This is a genomic window from Dellaglioa sp. CoH-57-MRSF-17 (genome assembly GCF_056782015.1).
In genome coordinates, this window is sequence record NZ_JBXAXY010000001.1 from 25,864 (window position 1) to 43,823 (window position 17,960).

At 33.5% G+C, this 17,960-nt stretch carries 17 protein-coding genes; 2 read left to right on the top strand and 15 right to left on the bottom strand.

Features of this window, described 5'->3' with window-relative positions; all coding sequences use genetic code 11:
• Positions 1-101: 101 nt before the first annotated feature.
• On the bottom strand, positions 102-941 hold the full coding sequence (locus tag AC1RPJ_RS00125; protein WP_481761115.1) for a LysR substrate-binding domain-containing protein: 840 nt from the start codon (positions 939-941) through the stop codon (positions 102-104).
• An 84-nt stretch (positions 942-1,025) separates the two neighbouring features.
• Here AC1RPJ_RS00125 and AC1RPJ_RS00130 point away from each other — a divergent pair, with 84 nt between their 5' ends.
• Entirely contained in the window at positions 1,026-2,036 is a 1,011-nt protein-coding gene (locus AC1RPJ_RS00130; protein ID WP_481761114.1) for a YeiH family protein, read from the top strand.
• 62 nt (positions 2,037-2,098) lie between these two features.
• Here AC1RPJ_RS00130 and AC1RPJ_RS00135 read toward each other — a convergent pair whose 3' ends face one another.
• From AC1RPJ_RS00135 to AC1RPJ_RS00180, 10 genes are all read right to left on the bottom strand, one after another.
• Positions 2,099-2,827: a Crp/Fnr family transcriptional regulator gene (locus AC1RPJ_RS00135; RefSeq protein ID WP_481761113.1), complete on the bottom strand. Its 729-nt coding sequence runs from the start codon at positions 2,825-2,827 to the stop codon at positions 2,099-2,101.
• Positions 2,828-2,954: 127 nt separating this feature from the next.
• Positions 2,955-3,899, bottom strand: a complete 945-nt coding sequence (arcC, locus tag AC1RPJ_RS00140; protein WP_409021884.1) for a carbamate kinase — start codon at positions 3,897-3,899, stop codon at positions 2,955-2,957.
• Between the two features lie 28 nt (positions 3,900-3,927).
• Positions 3,928-5,352 (bottom strand): arginine-ornithine antiporter, encoded by a 1,425-nt coding sequence (gene arcD, locus AC1RPJ_RS00145; RefSeq protein WP_481761112.1) that lies wholly within the window; start codon positions 5,350-5,352, stop codon positions 3,928-3,930.
• 153 nt (positions 5,353-5,505) lie between these two features.
• Positions 5,506-6,522: an ornithine carbamoyltransferase gene (gene argF, locus AC1RPJ_RS00150; RefSeq protein WP_481761111.1), complete on the bottom strand. Its 1,017-nt coding sequence runs from the start codon at positions 6,520-6,522 to the stop codon at positions 5,506-5,508.
• A 24-nt stretch (positions 6,523-6,546) separates the two neighbouring features.
• Positions 6,547-7,782, bottom strand: coding sequence for an arginine deiminase (gene arcA, locus AC1RPJ_RS00155; RefSeq protein ID WP_409021880.1), 1,236 nt, complete (start codon positions 7,780-7,782; stop codon positions 6,547-6,549).
• 220 nt (positions 7,783-8,002) lie between these two features.
• Complete coding sequence (locus AC1RPJ_RS00160; RefSeq protein WP_481761110.1) at positions 8,003-9,565, bottom strand: YfcC family protein; 1,563 nt, start codon at positions 9,563-9,565, stop codon at positions 8,003-8,005.
• A gap of 262 nt (positions 9,566-9,827) precedes the next feature.
• Positions 9,828-10,940, bottom strand: a complete 1,113-nt coding sequence (locus AC1RPJ_RS00165) for an aminotransferase (protein ID WP_481761109.1) — start codon at positions 10,938-10,940, stop codon at positions 9,828-9,830.
• A gap of 195 nt (positions 10,941-11,135) precedes the next feature.
• Positions 11,136-12,236, bottom strand: a complete 1,101-nt coding sequence (locus tag AC1RPJ_RS00170) for an NADH-dependent flavin oxidoreductase (RefSeq protein WP_481761108.1) — start codon at positions 12,234-12,236, stop codon at positions 11,136-11,138.
• 70 nt (positions 12,237-12,306) lie between these two features.
• Positions 12,307-12,684: a MerR family transcriptional regulator gene (locus tag AC1RPJ_RS00175; protein ID WP_481761107.1), complete on the bottom strand. Its 378-nt coding sequence runs from the start codon at positions 12,682-12,684 to the stop codon at positions 12,307-12,309.
• A gap of 92 nt (positions 12,685-12,776) precedes the next feature.
• Complete coding sequence (locus AC1RPJ_RS00180) at positions 12,777-13,205, bottom strand: CopY/TcrY family copper transport repressor (RefSeq protein ID WP_481761106.1); 429 nt, start codon at positions 13,203-13,205, stop codon at positions 12,777-12,779.
• Positions 13,206-13,461: 256 nt separating this feature from the next.
• On the opposite strand from AC1RPJ_RS00180, the gene AC1RPJ_RS00185 reads away from it, so the two are divergent.
• On the top strand, positions 13,462-14,709 hold the full coding sequence (locus AC1RPJ_RS00185; protein WP_481761105.1) for a dicarboxylate/amino acid:cation symporter: 1,248 nt from the start codon (positions 13,462-13,464) through the stop codon (positions 14,707-14,709).
• A 102-nt stretch (positions 14,710-14,811) separates the two neighbouring features.
• Here the strand turns inward: AC1RPJ_RS00185 and AC1RPJ_RS00190 are convergent, their stop codons facing one another.
• The 4 genes from AC1RPJ_RS00190 to apf form a co-directional block, all read right to left on the bottom strand.
• Entirely contained in the window at positions 14,812-15,678 is an 867-nt protein-coding gene (locus AC1RPJ_RS00190; RefSeq protein WP_481761104.1) for a TMEM175 family protein, read from the bottom strand.
• 33 nt (positions 15,679-15,711) lie between these two features.
• Positions 15,712-16,164, bottom strand: coding sequence for a hypothetical protein (locus AC1RPJ_RS00195; protein WP_481761103.1), 453 nt, complete (start codon positions 16,162-16,164; stop codon positions 15,712-15,714).
• Between the two features lie 38 nt (positions 16,165-16,202).
• A complete protein-coding gene (locus AC1RPJ_RS00200; RefSeq protein WP_481762165.1) occupies positions 16,203-16,892 on the bottom strand; it encodes a YjjG family noncanonical pyrimidine nucleotidase in 690 nt (229 codons plus the stop codon).
• A 135-nt stretch (positions 16,893-17,027) separates the two neighbouring features.
• A complete protein-coding gene (gene apf / locus AC1RPJ_RS00205) occupies positions 17,028-17,645 on the bottom strand; it encodes an aggregation-promoting factor (RefSeq protein ID WP_481761101.1) in 618 nt (205 codons plus the stop codon).
• Positions 17,646-17,960: the final 315 nt, after the last annotated feature.

Below are 17,960 nucleotides of genomic sequence, written 5' to 3' on the forward strand. Positions count from 1 at the left end.
GATACCCCCAATTTATTTAATAAACTTAAATTATCACACTTACTAAAAGTAAGCAATTTATTTAACCTAATTATTTTATACTTAAGTCTGATAACCTTAATCTATACTTTAGAAGATTCATTTATTAAACAAGTTACAAATTCTTGAATTGGCTTTGGTAGTTCGTTTCTTCCAACAAGGTAGAATTCACGCTGATACTGTTTTGATAGTACTTTGACTGGTATCTCTGGGTAATCAGTCAGTGCAGTCTGTGAAACAATTGATTGCCCTATACCTTGTCTGAGCAATTGAATAATTAATGAATTACTTTTAATCGTCATGAAGTGCTCTAACGTTAAATTATTTGCTTTTAAGTAGTTAATTGAATAATGATAAACACCTGATCCATGTTCTCTAAGTAACCACGGCTCATCCTCATTACCAGCCCAAACTAATTGATCAGTCGTCAACGAGTAACGTTTAATATTCTTCTCAGTCAACGGTTTTTCAATAAATCCAAAATCTAACTTATGTTGCTTTAATTGTTCCATAATTTGTGATGAATTAAGAACGCTAACTTCTAATTCTAATCGTTTTAGAGATTCCTTATTTTTGCGTAACAGGTCAGGTAGTAAGTATGCTGCAGTGGTGTGTGAGGCAGCTATTTTACAGGCAATTTTCTGATCAGTTTTTTGATGTTTTAAGGCAAATAAATCTTGCTGCCATAAATCTAGTAATTGCTGTGTTTGCTGGTAAAGTAGCGTTCCACTCTCGGTAGGTACAATTTGTTGTCGGCCATTTCTTTCAAATAACATAACACCTAATGTTTCTTCCAATTGCTTAATTTGAACTGAAATCGTTGGTTGTGATAAAAATAGTAGTTGCGCACTAGTAGTAAAGTTCCTTGTTTCATAAACTGATTTAAAAATTTCTAAATTTTTAAAAATATTAACCACTTCCATTCGTTTTATTAATAGTACTTATTATAAAGATTTATTTTATTAATTAAAAGAAATCAGCTATAGTTAAAGTATTGTTTAGAGAGGATGATCATATTGAAAAAAATAACTAACTTACTACCAGGATTTATCGTTGCCTTACTAATTGGGCTTGCCAGCTATTTTATTGCTAAACTTTGGTTGCCCATGTTAGGTGGTGCAACTATTGCTTTATTCATTGGAATCATTTTAGGTAATACTGTTCTACATCAACCCACACTAACGGCCGGAACTAAATTTTCTGAGAAACGTTTATTAGAATACTCAGTTCTTTTGTTAGGTGCGACTATCACATTTCAAAGTATTAAAGAAATTGGTTTAAATGGCTTACTTTTTACTTTTCTTCAAATGAGTATCACAATTATTTTTGCAATTTGGCTAGGTAAAAAATTAGCCTTTGGTGAAGGTACTTACTTATTAATGGCCGGTGGAAATGCTGTCTGTGGTTCATCAGCCATTGGTGCAATTGCCCCAGTTATTGATGCTGATAATGAAGAAACTGGAATTTCAATTACGTTAGTTAATCTAATGGGAACCATTTTAATGTTAACATTACCTATTATTGGAACCCTCCTCTGGGGTGGTAACAATGTTTTCAGAGGTGTCTTAATTGGTGGAACTGTGCAATCTGTTGGGCAAGTAGTTGCAAGTGCAACTATGCTAAATCAGGATGTCATCGTAACTGCTACATTGTTCAAAATATTAAGAATTATTTGTTTAGTATTTGTTATTACTATTTTTAGCTATTTACACAGCAAGAATCAACCTACCCAAAAAGCGTCACAAGTAACAACAAAAAAATCAACTTTAGTTCCTTGGTATGTTATTGGATTTTTAACACTTTGTGTCCTTAATAGTTTACATTTTTTACCTTCACGAATTGGTGAAACTGCACATTTTCTAAGTACATGGTGTGAAATAATCGCCTTAGCTGCTATTGGCCTTCGGTTAAATTTAAAATCACTATTTAGTCAAGGCAAGCGTTTATTACTTTATGCTGGTGGTATTATGCTTGTTCAAGTAGTATTAGCAATCGGTTTAATTACAATTTTATTTTAAAAAAATAATCATATGACCTGGCCATAATATGCCAAAGTCATATGATCATTTTTTTATTCAGATTATAATTTAAAGATGCGTTCTTGCCGGTCAAAACTCTGATCAGCAAACCAACCTTCCAACAATGTTAATTGCTGCCGTTCAAAAATGATTTCCTTATTTTTAGCCAAGCACTTAATCACATGTCCGGCTGTTTCACGAGTAGTCCCGCTAACTAACGCTAGCTCTTTAATCGTGACACGATAAGGAATAACGACATGCTTTTCTGTGAAATCAGCACCTAATTGTTCTGCTAAAATATTGATAGCTTGTACAATTCGATCATGAGCACTAGACGTTACCATTCTTTGCACTTGATTCTCTGTAGCGCTTAGAATTGTTGACATCTCCCTTATTGATCGAGTAGCCATCAGAATATTTTGCTTCAATATCCGTTCAACTAAGGCCATTGGGAAATAGACGATTTGTATATCCGTCATGGCTCTCGCTAAATAAGGGTAATTTTTATCACTTAGTAAGCCTCGATACGGAAATCCTAAGTCATTTTTGATATATGAATAAAATCCAAAGTCGCCATCAATATCAAATCGTTCAACCCGTATTACGCCTTCTATTAAAAAATAAAAACGTGTACGTTGATCATTTTCGTCAAAAAGAACCTGACCTTTTTGGAACGATTTGATACTCATGTTGTTCATTAGTAAATTGGCTTCTTCATCAGTAAGTGCTTCAAAATCTGATAATTTTCTTAAATACTGCATATATTGGGGTACTGCTTTAATTTTTTGCATTGTTTGATCCCCTCCACTAATTACTAACTCCCTAAACTCTCTCCTTTATCATTTTAACATGGATATTCCTTGGCCACAATTTACCTTACAACTTTGTTAGCTAGTTCAGCTTAACTATCGCTTTTTATTAACCTTTTACGATAACTGTCCCAGCATCATTATCTAATAATTGACTGATGTTTTCTAAAGATGTCACAATTGCGCGACCCTTTTTACTTGCTTCAACGAATTCAATCGCAGCTTCAATCTTAGGTAACATACTACCTTTAGCGAATTGATCTTCTTTGATATATTCTTTTAATTCAGAAACAGTTACCTGTTCTAATTTTTCTTGATTAGGTTTATTGAAGTTAACATAAACATTATCAACACTCGTCAAAATAATAAGTAAATCAGCATCTACCAATTCAGCTAATTTTTCTGAAGCGAAATCTTTATCAATAACAGCTTCTACGCCATGTAATTTACCGTTTTCTTCAACAACAGGAACACCACCGCCACCAACAGAAATTGAAATAACACCATTTTCTGTTAATTGATCGATTGTTTTGTATTCTTTAATCCCAGTTGGACGTGGTGAAGGAACAACACGACGCCATCCACGACCAGCATCTTCAACAAATGTCATCTCTTCATGTGCAGCCATTTCTGCTTTAGCAGCTGTTTCTGAATAGAATGGACCAACTGGTTTAGTTGGGTTACTAAATGCAGCATCATTTTGATCAACGATAACTTGTGTCACAATAGTTGCAACTTCTTTATTGATTCCTTTTTCAACCAATGCATTATCCAATGCATTTTGCATCCAATAACCAATACTTCCTTGTGTCATTGCAACACAAGTATCTAATGGTAAGGCTGGGTTCTTTTCAGAAACTGCAGCTGCTTGTTGAAGTAATAAGTTCCCAACTTGTGGACCATTACCATGAGAGATAATTAATTTATCCCCTTTTTCAACAAATTTAACAAGATATTCAGCTGTTTCTCGCAATGCTTTTTGTTGTGCCTCAGCACTAGCATCCTTTGATAAAATAGCATTTCCACCTAAAGCAATAACAATTTTTCTTGACATATTAATCGACTCCTCATTTTTTTATTTATTAAACAACCATTTTTCCTGAAGCAATTAACCAAATACCAATGCAAGCACCAATAATTATAACCAGGGTTATACCTATTTCGCCTTTTGATAAGAATTTTTCACCTTGTGCTACTCTTGCTTTCCCATAGAAGTAAATCCCTGGAATGTAAGCGATTAAACAGAGTAATAAATAACTGATACCGGCCATAATAATCCCGGCAACTTGGAATAATAGCGCAATTAAACCATATACTAATTGTGCTTTATTGCCTTTTTCATCAATATGTTGAATTGAGTATTTAACTTGATACATCGCAACTAAGATATAACAAACAATAATTGAAGCTGTACATAGTGAATAAGCAAAATTATAAGCCTTATCTGTGAATAAAAGCGTGAAAAGGAATAATTGTACTAATCCGCCTGTTACGATTAAAGCAAAAGTTGGTGCTTTTTTATCATTAACTTTACCAAAGTAACCGGGTAATAATTTACTTTTGGCCATTAATAACATTGTTTCTGCTGGAAGCATTGTCCATGATAACCATGCACCCAAAATTGAAACAATTAAGCCAATACCGATAACGTAACCACCAACTGGTCCAACCATTTCAACAGCAATATATAACATTGCTGGTTGATGAATTGAAGCTAATTGTGCTTGTGTCAAAATACCGTATGGTAACATTGAAGCTAAAACGTAAACGACTAATAAACTAATTAAGCCAATGATTGTAGCCTTACCTGCATCAGATTTCTTTTCTGCACGAGAAGACAACATTGATGCCCCTTCGATACCTACAAAGACCCACATCATAACCATCATACATTTTTTAATTTGTGAAGCGACATCGCCAACAACGAAGTTATGACTCATTGTGCCCCAGAAGTTAGCTGTAAAAATATCGATCTTGAATAAGAATATAGCAACAACAATAAATACAAAAATTGGAATTAATTTGCAGACCGTAACAATCGCATTGATTGCTGCTGCACCTTCAATACCGCGATTAACAAAGTATGTTAATCCCCAGCAAAGGATACTTGCAATTAAAATTGAAGGTAGATTTTGTCCTGATTTAAAGATAGGGAAAAAGTAACCAACCGCACTCATCAAGATTGTAGCGAATGCAACGTTTCCTAACCAAGCAGATAACCAGTAACCCCAACCACTGATGAATCCAGCGAATGGTCCAAATCCTTTTTCTGCATAAGTAAAAATACCTTCTAAATCTGGTTCTTTATTTAATAAGTTATTCAATGAAAGAGATAACATCAAAATACCAATTCCGACAATTACCCAACCAATTAGAGCAGGACCGGGTGAAGATGCATTGGCTAAATCAGAGGTTAGTCCGAAGACCCCACCACCAATAGAAGAACTAATAACTAACGCGACTAGCGCCATTAAACTAATTTTTTTAACTGTATGTTTTTCGTCCATAATTTAACTGCCTACTTTCTTTATTAAAAATAAAAAGGGACCTAATCTAAAGTCTTGCTCCAGATTAGTCCCCCTAATGACAGCCTATTTTTTTGCAGAGACACTTCCCTGTTAAGTTACTTTCACCGTTAAAAACAAACTATCATAATGTTATTAAACGCGTGGAATGAATAAGTTTCCTGCAGTTGCAGCCATAATTGCTTTGATTGAATGCATTCTGTTTTCTGCTTCTTCAAATTGACGCGCATATTTACTACGGAATGCTTCGTCAGTAATTTCCATTTCTTTAACACCATATTTTTCGAACATTTCTTTACCATATTCAGTTTCAATGCCATGGAATGCTGGTAAACAATGCATGATGATCATATTTTCATTACCAGTCTTTTTAACCATGTCCATGTTTAATTGGTATGGTTTCAATGTGTTAATACGTTCTTCGAATTTATCTTCTTCACCCATTGATACCCAAACATCTGTGTAAAGAATATCTGAACCTTTAACCCCTTTATCAACGTCTGAAGTAATCATGTTCTTGCTTCCTGATTTTTTAGCAAATTCAGCAGCAAATTTTTGAACTTCTTCAGTTGGTTGTAATGAGTCAGGTGCAACGATATGAATATTTACACCTAACATTGATCCAGTTACCAAAAGGCTGTTAGCCATATTGTTACGGCCATCCCCAACGTATGTTAATGTGATGCCTTTTAATTTGCCAAAGTTTTCTTTAACAGTCATAAAATCAGCAATCATTTGTGTTGGATGCCATTCATCAGTTAAACCATTCCATACAGGAACGCCTGAGAATTTAGCTAATCCTTCAACAACATCTTGGCTGAATCCACGGAATTCAATACCGTCGAACATACTACCTAATACTTTAGCTGTATCTTCAACTGATTCTTTTTTACCTAATTGAATATCATTTTTTCCAAGAAATTCAGGATGAGCACCTAAATCAACTGATGCTGTTGTGAAAGCAGCACGTGTTCTTGTTGAATTTTTTTCAAAAAGTAAGGCAATATTCTTACCTTGAAGATATTTATGAGGGATTCCACGTTTTTTCAAATCTTTTAAATGAATTGAGAAATCGATTAAATATTCTAATTCTTCTGGAGTAAAATCTTTTTCTGCTAAAAGACTGCGACCTTGAAAGACTGTGTTTGACATATTAATTTCCACCTTTTTTAAATTTTATTTTTTTAAGTCTTCACGAACGATAGGCATACTCATACAACGTGGACCACCACGACCTCGTGATAATTCGGCTGAAATAACTTCAATAACTTTAATTCCATAACTTCTTAGGACTTCATTTGAAACGTAGTTACGATTATAAGTTACAACTGTATTAGGAGCGATTGCCAATGTATTTGAACCATCATTCCATTGTTCACGAGGTGCAACTACTGCATCGCCGTTACCAACTGGAATTAAGATAAGTTCTGGTACTTTTAAGACTTCACGTAAGACATTTTGTAAGTCTGTACGATGTGAAATGTTAATGTGGTTATCTTTACCTGGTTCTAAGATAAATGTATCAACGTTTCCGCCATTATCTTGGATTCCTGGATGAATTGTAAATTTATCGTAATCAATCATTGTGAACACTGTATCCAAATGCATCATTGCACGGTTATTAGGGATTTTAATTGCTAGAATCTTATCAAAGCCACTGTGTTTTGCAAATAATACTTGTGCTAATTCTTCGATTGAACGAGCTGAAGTACGTTGCGAAATACCAATTGCAAGAACGTGGTCGTTTAAAATTAATTCGTCTCCACCTTCCATACGGTCGAGATGGTTACGACTACGCCATACGTTTACGCCTTTATTAGCAAAACGTGGATGGTATTCCATAATGTATTCCATAAATAATGATTCGCGACGACGTGCAGCGAATGTCATACGGTTAATTGTTAAACCATCACCCATTGATGCTGCTGGGTCACGTGTAAAGTAAAGGTTAGGCATTGGATCCATAAAGAATGGATAGTCTTCAGAAGAACTTAAATCAACTAAAGCATTTGACTTGTAATCGATTTCATTTGTTCTAACGCCAGCCATAATTTTATCAACCATATCTTGTGTTTCCATTGAAAGTAAATATTCTTTCAATGCAGCATGGAGTGTGCTAGAAACTAAACCTGATTCATCTAACATTTTTTCCAAGAATTCTTCTTTTACATTTCCTGCATCTAAAGCTTCTGCAGCCAATGTTTCAAGATAAATTGTTTCAACGCCATTGTCTTGCAATGTTTTTGCGAAAAAATCATGTTCTCTTTGAATTTCAGGTAAGTATGGAATATCGTCAAATAAAAGACGACCCATGATATCTGGTGTTAAGTTTTCAACTTCTTTACCGGGTCTCTTTAACAAAACTGTTTTAAGAGTTCCGATTTCTGATGTTACGTGTACTGGACTTGTCATAATGATTACCTCCCATATATTTATTACATGCATAGCATAACAGGAATAATTAGCCTATATTAGTAAACGCTTACACCTATAATGTGAACTATTTCTCATTATGAGGATTCTTACGGTTCAATATCGTATATTACATTTATAAAACGCTTCCACTACCGTGTTTTTAAAATTATTAAATGAGAAACATTAAAAGTACATTATTTTTATGATAATTCTTACTTTAATAAATTAAGACTTGTAATACTAAGAGTGCACCACCAAATAATAGAACAAAGACAACGACGGGCCAAACGAATTTTACCCAGTGCGAATATCTGATATTTAACATTTGAAGTGTTGCCATAACTAACCCTGTTGGTGCTAAGAAAAGCATTGCATACTGTCCAAATTGATAAGCAGAAACGACAATAAATCTTGGAATATCTGCAGAATCAGCTAATGGCGCAAATATTGGCATTGCTAAAACGGCTAATCCGGATGAAGAAGGTACGATAAATCCAAGGAAGAAGAAAATAACCATCATGATAATTATGAAAATTGGTCCACTTACGCCAACAACTAAAGATGACGCATATTGAAGAATGGTATCTGAAATCAATCCTTGATTTAACACGATATTTATCCCTCTGGCAAGTCCAATAATAAATGACACCCCAACTAAACTAGATGCACCACTGACAAAAGCATCAATGACACCCTTTTCACCTAGACCATCTCGACCTGTACCTGTTAAGAACATAATGGCGATAGCAAATACCAAGAATGAAGATGCCATCGTTGGGAACCACCAACCTTTTGCCATAACGCCCCAAACCATGATTGGGAATGTCACAACAAATAATAATAGAATAATTTTCTTACGAATAGTGAAAACTGATTTATTACCACCTTCACCTGAAGATACTGACCATAATCGATTAAAGTCTTTACTATCTTCATAAGTAATTGAAGCTGTTGGATCATCCTTAACCTTTTTACTATAACGTCCTAAATAAATAATTAAGAAAATAGACCCGACAATCAAACCAACAATCCGCCAAATCATACCTTGCGTAAAATCAATTCCGGCTGCATTTGACGCAATAACAACTGAGAACGGATTAATCGTAGAGAATGTGGTCCCAATAGAACTGGATAAGAAAATTGCCCCCACGCAGACTATCGAATCATAGCCCATCGCGATAAATACTGGTACCAATATTGGATAGAAGGCCACTGCCTCTTCTTCAATCCCGCAAAGAGTTCCGCCTAAAACCATTAAAATTGAAACAAAGAAAATTGATAAAAATTCATGACCTTTGGTTTTCTTAGTTAGCGCAATTAAACCTGATTCAAACGCGCCGCTGACTTTAACAACACCAATTAAACCACCCAGGACTAAAATAAAGACCATAATATCTACGGCTTCAATTGTCCCGTTAACCATACTATTTGTGATATCAGCTGGTCCTGCCGGATTTTGCTTCAATCGCTGATATGTATTAGGTATTGATACTGCTGCCGTAATACCACCTGATGTAAATTGTTTAATATCAATTTTGACATGAAGTTTATCCAATTGATTTTGTGTCGCAGGAACTTTTTTTACATTCCCATGCGCATCGGTAATTTTTAATTCCGTACTTGCCTGATCATAAGATAATTTAGAGTAAGAGCCCGCTGGAATAATCCATGTTGCCATAACTGCAACAATCGTTAATATAAATAAAATAACAAAAGCGCCGGGCATTTTTAACTTAAATTTCTTTTTAGGTACCTTTTCCATTGTTGTCGTTGAATCCATTATAATTTCCTCCTTTAATTGTTTTATACCAAATAGATAGCGGCGTTATCCTTTTACTGTATTTTTATCATGACACCCTCCTCTGCCGGTCGTTTCGCTTGGAGTATATCAACAGTCTACAGTTTCTGGTGTGAAATCGGTTACATTAAAAGTGTGAACCAGCTCACACTTTTTGATTTATCATCTAATTTTACTTTCCACAAAAAGAGAGATAAAAAGTAACTTGTAAATCTACTTTTTATCTCTCTTTGATGCACTAAACTTATTCATGTAATGCTTGTGACAAGCGTTTTAATCCTTCTACTAAAACGGATTCTTTAGCACAGTAACCTAATCTTGCATGTCCTGGCACACCAAATCGGCTTCCAGGTACTAATAAAACCCCATAATCTTTTAATAATTTTTGACAAAATTGTTCATCATCTTCAATTGTTTCAAATTTTATAAATGAAGTCGAGACAGATTTTGGCACTACTAAGCTAACTGCTGGCTCATTTTCCACCCAATCACTTAAAATTTTTAAATTTCGTTTCACAATTTGTCGATTTCTATCCAATACTAATTCTTTATTTTTTAAAATATGAACAGCCATTTGGTCATTAAATACACCTGCACAAATCATCGTATAATCACGGTATTTTCTAAAAATATCTGTAACAGCTGGACTAGCAACCGTCCAACCGATTCTAATACCGGGAGTTGAATAGGTTTTTGATAAACTATTCGTCGCAATACCTTTGTCATATAAATCAACAATTGAACTTACGTCCGTTGTATCATCTAAAGGTAAATAGACCTCATCAACTAATACATATGCGCCGACTTCTTTTGCAATTTTAACGATTTCAGTCATTAGTTTAGTTTCAATTACTGTTCCCGTTGGGTTATTCGCATTATTTAAACAAATCATTTTAGTATCTGGTCGAATAATTGCTCGTAATTCATCCAAATCAGGCATCCATTGATTTTTTTCAGAAATATTCCAAAAATCGACTTCAGCTCCTAATGATTTAGGAATATCATAGAGTTGCTGATAACTAGGATACATAGAAATCACATGATCACCAGGTTCAATCAACGCGTATAGTGCCAGTTGATTTGCTCCTGTTGCACCATTAGTTTGTAAAACTTGTTCCGGCGAAACCGCTTTATAAAGTTTGCTAACCTCTGCTTTAAAAGCTGGGGACCCCTCAATCCAACCATAATTCATCTTTTGTGCATCTAAATCACGATAAAAATCCTGACCATTTTCTTGACCAATATTTAATAATTCGTTCATTGTCATCGATGAAACCGTTCTTTGTGCAATATCATACGTAGCTTTAGATTCATAGACATTTAACCACTCTTCAACGCCAAATCCTGCAATTTCCATAAGTTATCATTCTCCAATCTATATTATTTGTCTTAACGTCCTAAATAATAACAGAAATTAAAAATTAAGCCAGTGTCTGTTTAAATATATTAAAATGACAAATCTGAACTTTTAATTTTATAACATAAAAAATCTGTTGCCAGTAATAGGTTTTCCTATCATCAACAACAGATATTACAGTTTTTAATAAATTATCTAATCTACTAAGGTAAATCCAAATGTGCTACCCAGCGCTTGGATTTTTTTTAACATTAACTTAGGGATACTAGGATCACTCATCGATAACGTTAATTGCCATTTTTCTTGATTTAGCAAATTAGGATTTGCAACTAATGCTGACCCAACAGCAACTAAATCTAATCCCGATTTTAATGCTGTCGTTGCTCTATCAAAAGTATTTAATGAGCCGGCTGCCACGATTGGTACCCGTTGATTAACTAGTTGAGAAACTCTTTGAATATAGGGTTCACCACCCTTTGGACCATCAGTTAACGCATCACCCAACGAAAGGTGCAAATAACTCACCTGTTTAGCAACTAAATTCGTTATCAAAGCTTCTGTATCTTCTAATTTAAGACCATCTGTTTCACGTTCTTCAAGTGTAATTCGGTAACCGATAATAAATTCTTTAGTCGTATTTTCATCAGCCACTCGTTGAACTTCATCAACTACTGCCATAGCAAATCGTAATCTATTTTCTAATGATCCGCCCCACTGATCAGTCCGATGATTATAGTGTGGTGAAAGAAAATTTTGAATTAGAAATCCATGGGCACCGTGAATTTCAATACCATCAAAACCTGCTTGAATTGCACGTTTAGTTGCTGTTCCGAAAGCCTTTATAACTTGTATTAGCTCTTCTTCTGCCAATTCTCGAGGTGTCTGTGCTGGAGCAAATGGTGTTTTTGGTGCTGGTACTGGACTCGCACTAACAACGTCATGATTTGTAATTAATTCTGGTAATGCCTTATTTCCAGCATGATTTAATTGTAAGATGGCCTTTGCCCCACCGGCCTTAATAGCTGTGGCTAACTTCGTCAAACCTGGTATAAATCGATCTTCATAAACACCAATTTCATGATCAAATCCAACACCATTTTCTTGTACATGGCTCGAACCTGTGATAACCATTCCGACCTGTTTTGCACGTTGTTCGTAATAACTAATTTCTGCTTCAGAAACTGTTTGATCATCGTTACTTGCCCATGTTGTCATAGGTGCCATCACAAGTTTATTTTGTAGGGTTATTTGTTCATTTAAATTGAATTTTTTTCGTAAGTTAATTTGCTTAATCATTATAAAATGTTCCTCCTATATCTAATATAGGTTTATAATAAACCTTCAAGTCGACTTGAAGGCAAGCTTTTTATTTATCGGTCATTTTTAACATCTGTTTTACATGATTTTCGTACGTTTCAATTTTATTATCTAAAAAATTATAAGTATCTTGCATCGCCGCGATTTGTTCACCTAATAATCGTTGCTGTTTAATCAAAATCTGTTTACGTTGCTCTTCAGTGGCCTCACCTTGTTGCGTTAGGTCAGCATATTCTTTTAAAATGTTGATTGAAATCCCCGTTTGACGCATATGTTTTGCAAAATTAACCCATTCTAAATCGATTTCATCATAGTCCCGATACCCGCTTGTATTCCGTGATACAGTGGGAATAAGTCCTACTTCCTCATAATATCGTAACGTCGCAGTCGGTAAATCAAACTTCTCACTTACTTTTTTAATATTCAAAATCAAACACTCCTATTCTCATCTTTTTTAATCTCATTAGACAATTAAGATAAAGGATCAGATTAAATTTTATAATGTTTCACATGAAACATTTACATCATTTTTTCAGCTAAGCAGTTACATTCAACCATTTCTGGTGCATTTTTACTTTTTTCATCAATCACACTTTGTAGTTTCACAATATCTGATTGGCTTAACTCAACTTCACTTAATAAATCGGCAATTGTTGAGCCAATTTTCATTTGGCACATATGTTCAAATAATAACTGACTAACATGATCCATCGTCGTTTGTTCTTCTATTAGGGGTTTGTATATGAATGCTCGGCCCTCTTTATCAGCAGATAATGCACCCTTTTTTACTAATCGACCCAATAATGTTTTTATTGTTGGCATTTGCCAATTCTTTTTTTCTTTTAAATTCTTAAATATTTCATTACTAGTACTCTGACCTAATGTCCAGATAACACGCATAACTTCCCACTCAGCGTCGCTAATTTCAATTATTTTTTTATTATTCATTAGTATTGCCCTTCTTTCATTGGTCTTATGATTACAATTGTAAACTAATGTATTTAACCCGTCAATAAGCTATCTTTCAAATTAGTATAATCGGTTAAATACTCATTATTAACTAATACTATCTCATTTTTTAATATTGATTAAACTCATTTGTTTTTGCATATTATTCGTTTCCTTTTTTTAACTTAGCTTTTAAACAAAACAATTGATATACTAGTGTTTATGACTTTAGACTAATTATTTAAGGGGATTTTTTATGACTACTTTTTTTAATCGCTACAAAACATCTTTATTATTACTCTCGGGTCTAATCATAGGTGGGATTGTCGGCTTAATCTTTAAAGAACAAGCTGCTGTCCTTAAACCTTTAGGAGATCTTTTTCTAAATCTAATGTACATGATTTTAGTTCCACTTGTTTTTTTCAGTATTTCATCTGCCATCGCAGAAATGTCTGAAATGAAACGACTTGGTAAAATCATGATTACAACATTAATTGTCTTCCTAACAACGGCTTTCATTGCTGGTGTTATTGGGTATATCGGTGTTCGTCTCTTTAACCCTATTCACGGCGTCAACGTTGATACGATTAAAGGTTTGATGGGTACTGTTAAAGATACATCAACAAAATCATCTGGTTTAGAAACATTAGTTAATACATTCACCGTTAATGACTTTTATCATTTATTATCAAAAGATAATATGTTACAACTAATTATCTTTTCGATTTTAATGGGTACAGCTGCTTCAGCAACCGGTAAAGAATCTAGTGTATTTACAAAATTTTTATCAGCTGGAAACGTAGTAGTTATGCGGATGGTTAAATATGTGATGATCTACGCGCCAATTGGTTTAGGTTGTTTCTTTGCCAATATTATCGGTAATTTAGGACCTCAGATTGCTGCCGGATATTTGCGCAGTTTCATTCTTTACTTAGGTATTACAGCTTTCTACTTCTTTGTGATGATGAGTTTCTATGCATTTATCGCAGGTGGCAAAGCCGGTTTTATGATTTTTTGGAAAAATGTCTCAGCTCCTGCTGTTACAGCAATTGCAACAAGTTCTTCAGCTGCATGTATCCCTGTTAACCTAGAGTATTCTAAAAAAATGGGCGTGAGCGAAGATATCGCAAATACGATCATCCCATTAGGTGCAAATACGCACAAGGATGGCTCTGTTATTGGTGGCATCTTAAAAACAACATTTTTATTTGCCGTTTTTGGTAAAGATATCACGAGTTTAAATAATATGATTATGATTATCTGTGTTTCATTCTTGGTTGGTGTCGTGATGGGCGCTATTCCAGGTGGTGGTATGGTTGCCGAAACCTTAATTTGTTCAATCTTCGGTTTCCCAATGGCTGCTCTTCCATTAATTCTAATTATTACAACCATCATTGATATTCCCGCAACTTTATTAAATTCAACAGGAAATACTGCTACTGCAATGCTTGTTACGCGTTTCGTTGAAGGTAAAAATTGGTTAAAAGATTTTATGGCACAATAATAATAACAATCCCCCTATATTAGATACTGAAATATCAGTCTAGTATAGGGGTTTTTTGTAATTAAAAACTGCCCTTTCCAAAATTGGACGGACAGTTTACTATTAATCATCTTCTCTACTTAATTGGTCTCTACCATACTTTATATTTTTTCTTCGCGTATTTTGTGAATCCTCAAATGCTTGACGATATTGACGAAACCATCTAAGTATCGTTCCTTCACTAACGTCGAGTGCCTCTTCAGCATCCTCTGTAAAATTCTCCCACGCATCAGGATCTTGTTGTTTTATTTCTTTTCTAAGTGTCGTAATAATTGGTTTTAATTTTTCTCTATCTTCAGGTGTCATCTCTAAGAATGCCTCAGTACCTTTAGGTTCCATTTGACTAATATTAGTAAATTCACTGTTATCTGCACTATTAGTAATAAATGAACGAATTGGTATGATAATAAAAAAGACTAACGTTATTTTAGGGAAAAACCAGCCTATAAGAATTAAAGCTAATATTAATAATCCGGTTTCTGTGTTATGTCTGCCATAAATGGTTACATATACTTTTTTCATATCAGATTTTTCTGTATATTTTTGATGAATAATTTCTTTTACAATTTCCCTGAATAGATAAATAATTAACAAATATAAAACACCATACATTGTAACCGTTTCTCTGACAGTATCACTTGTCATTAGTCGTGTGAAGGTTGGCATTAACGATAAAAGCATCATTAAGATTAAATCCATCACAATTATTTTATTTGGTACTTCATTTACTTCCGAAAATGCGACCGCATGTTGATACCAGATATTAGCAACAAAACAGAAACTAACAATAAAGATTCCAATGGCTTGAAACAAACCAACAAAGTTAATCTCCCCATTTTTTATCTCAATTGGCATCTCTAATACCATAATGGTTATAATAATGGCTATAATCGCATCACTTAACGTATCCAACCGCTCTTTAATTTTCATATGTACCTCCTTTAAAATACTGCTATATTTAACCTATTTTTTTCTTTTTTTTAGTCGTTCTTCTCGTAAGGCTAATAATTTTGCAGTCGTTGATAAGGACATCGATATTAAAATAAAAAATAAACTAGTTTTGATAACTACTGTTGGTAATGCCCCTCCAACTGATTTAATAACAAGCGTTGATATTGTTAAAAAAACTGTGAAAAAATTTAAAATAAGTAAACTAATATCATATTTTCCCTTAATTTTTAATAAAATATGAGAAAAATAGAAAAAAGCAATACTAATTATCATAAATAAACTATAAATTATAAAAAAGATAATAATAAATACGACTGGTTCTGCTTTTGCAATCTCCATAAAGGAACGATCCGTTGCTATTTCTGACACTGATAAAACTTGTGAAAATAAAAAATAGGTAGCAATCACAAAAATAGCATACGTAATAATCTTTTTAACATTTTTCATCATTTTAGCATCTTTCATTATTCACCATTCCTCTAATCCAAGATTTATAATTATTCTTATATTATATTATTTATGGCTAACAGATCATCAATTTCGTAGGTCGCTTTTATTGATGTCTTATTTTTAATGTTTTTCGGATTGTACCAGACAGTATCAACGTGAACATTGTTCCCACCTTGAATATCTGATGTTAAAGAATCACCAATAATAAGTGCCTTATCGGGATTAAATCCAGCAATATGGTCAAAAGCATAGTTAAAAAAGCCAACCGTTGGTTTTTGATAACCCGTCATTTCCGAAACAAATATTTGCGGAAAGTACTTATCTAACTTTGATTCTGCTAATCGTTTATACTGCATGTTTGCAACGCCATTGGTAATAATCGACAATTGATAGTTAGCTGTATCTATTGATGCCAATAATTCATCTGCGCCCATCATTTTTTCATGTCCGGCAGACAGATTATCTTGATACTGTTTAGCCAACTCTTTACCATCAACTACTCTATTAAACTGTTTTTTGAAAAATATCGCAAACCGATTTTCTAATAATTGATCCCGCTTTAAATTACCACGCTCATATTGGCGCCATAACTGCTGATTAAATTTCAAATAATTTTGTTTTATTTTATCATCTAATGTTATTTTTTGCGTTAAAAAAAGCTTTTCTAGTGCAGCTTTTTCAGTTAACCCAAAATCAAGTAACGTATCATCAATATCAAATAGTAAAAATTCGTAATTTTTCAATTCAATTCTCAACTTTCATTCATGTAATTTAGTTACTGGACATTATCATTTTAACATAAGATTTAAAGTAACAAAAAAGCTTTGAATAAGGAATTATATCCCTATCCAAAGCTTCTTATTTTTATAATTTAAATTTTAGTACCAACCGTTTGATAACCAGAATGATTTTGCAGCACTCCATGAACCATAACGACTTGTTACGTAATTGTTAGCTACTTTTTCTTGGTTTGCAGCTGAGTAATCACCATTTAAATATGATGAACTTAATTGGTATTTACCAATATATTGGCCATTTCTTGCTGAGTATGAACCACCAGATTCTTTGTTAGCAATCCATGCTTTAGCACTTGATGAATCAGTAGTGCTTGCAGTTGCTGTTGACACTGTACTCTTTGGTGCAACTGTTGTTGCTGCTTTAGCAGGAGTTGCAGCTGGTGTTGCTGCCTTAGTAGTTGTTGTATTTGTTGTTGATGCTGTATTTGCTGTTTTAGCAGCTGTATCAGTATTGATTGTTAATTGTTCACCAACATAAATTAAATTAGCGTTACTAATTTTATTTTCTTTAACAATTGCGTTAACACTGACATCATTAGATGTTTTGTTAGCGTAAGTTGCTGAGATGTTATTTAGTGTATCACCTGATTTTACAGTATATACATCAGCATCTGCTGCTTTAACTGCAAGTCCAAGACCTGCTGCTACTGTTGCTACCATTGCTACTGAAAATTTTGTCATCTTTTTATTTAATTTCATTATATTTAGTTCTCCTTTTAAGTTAAACGTTTTTATTTATTTTTTTCTTATTTATCTTACGAGGTTCATACTATCAGTTAGTTTTTACATAAGCATTTCAGTCAAATATCATTATCTTGAAATAATGTAATAAATATCATATTCCGTAATAAATGTAAAATAAATCAAATACACCATTACCTTCTTATTCCCTTAGTGACAGTTAATCTATTAATAATTCGTCTGTAATTTATGTGTCAAAATATAGAGATAAATACGTTGAAAATCAAGTAAAAAGTTTATTTTTTTAATTGATTTATTAAAAAAAGGTATTAT

Excerpts from the sequence above, each read along its gene's own strand:
- AC1RPJ_RS00125 (WP_481761115.1), bottom strand. The coding sequence starts at position 941 with ATGGAAGTGGTTAATATTTTTAAAAATTTAGAAATTTTTAAATCAGTT.
- AC1RPJ_RS00130 (WP_481761114.1), top strand. The coding sequence starts at position 1,026 with ATGATCATATTGAAAAAAATAACTAACTTACTACCAGGATTTATCGTT.
- AC1RPJ_RS00135 (WP_481761113.1), bottom strand. The coding sequence starts at position 2,827 with ATGCAAAAAATTAAAGCAGTACCCCAATATATGCAGTATTTAAGAAAA.
- arcC (WP_409021884.1), bottom strand. The coding sequence starts at position 3,899 with ATGTCAAGAAAAATTGTTATTGCTTTAGGTGGAAATGCTATTTTATCA.
- arcD (WP_481761112.1), bottom strand. The coding sequence starts at position 5,352 with ATGGACGAAAAACATACAGTTAAAAAAATTAGTTTAATGGCGCTAGTC.
- argF (WP_481761111.1), bottom strand. The coding sequence starts at position 6,522 with ATGTCAAACACAGTCTTTCAAGGTCGCAGTCTTTTAGCAGAAAAAGAT.
- arcA (WP_409021880.1), bottom strand. The coding sequence starts at position 7,782 with ATGACAAGTCCAGTACACGTAACATCAGAAATCGGAACTCTTAAAACA.
- AC1RPJ_RS00160 (WP_481761110.1), bottom strand. The coding sequence starts at position 9,565 with ATGGATTCAACGACAACAATGGAAAAGGTACCTAAAAAGAAATTTAAG.
- AC1RPJ_RS00165 (WP_481761109.1), bottom strand. The coding sequence starts at position 10,940 with ATGGAAATTGCAGGATTTGGCGTTGAAGAGTGGTTAAATGTCTATGAA.
- AC1RPJ_RS00170 (WP_481761108.1), bottom strand. The coding sequence starts at position 12,236 with ATGATTAAGCAAATTAACTTACGAAAAAAATTCAATTTAAATGAACAA.
- AC1RPJ_RS00180 (WP_481761106.1), bottom strand. The coding sequence starts at position 13,205 with ATGAATAATAAAAAAATAATTGAAATTAGCGACGCTGAGTGGGAAGTT.
- AC1RPJ_RS00185 (WP_481761105.1), top strand. The coding sequence starts at position 13,462 with ATGACTACTTTTTTTAATCGCTACAAAACATCTTTATTATTACTCTCG.
- AC1RPJ_RS00190 (WP_481761104.1), bottom strand. The coding sequence starts at position 15,678 with ATGAAAATTAAAGAGCGGTTGGATACGTTAAGTGATGCGATTATAGCC.
- AC1RPJ_RS00195 (WP_481761103.1), bottom strand. The coding sequence starts at position 16,164 with ATGAAAGATGCTAAAATGATGAAAAATGTTAAAAAGATTATTACGTAT.
- apf (WP_481761101.1), bottom strand. The coding sequence starts at position 17,645 with ATGAAATTAAATAAAAAGATGACAAAATTTTCAGTAGCAATGGTAGCA.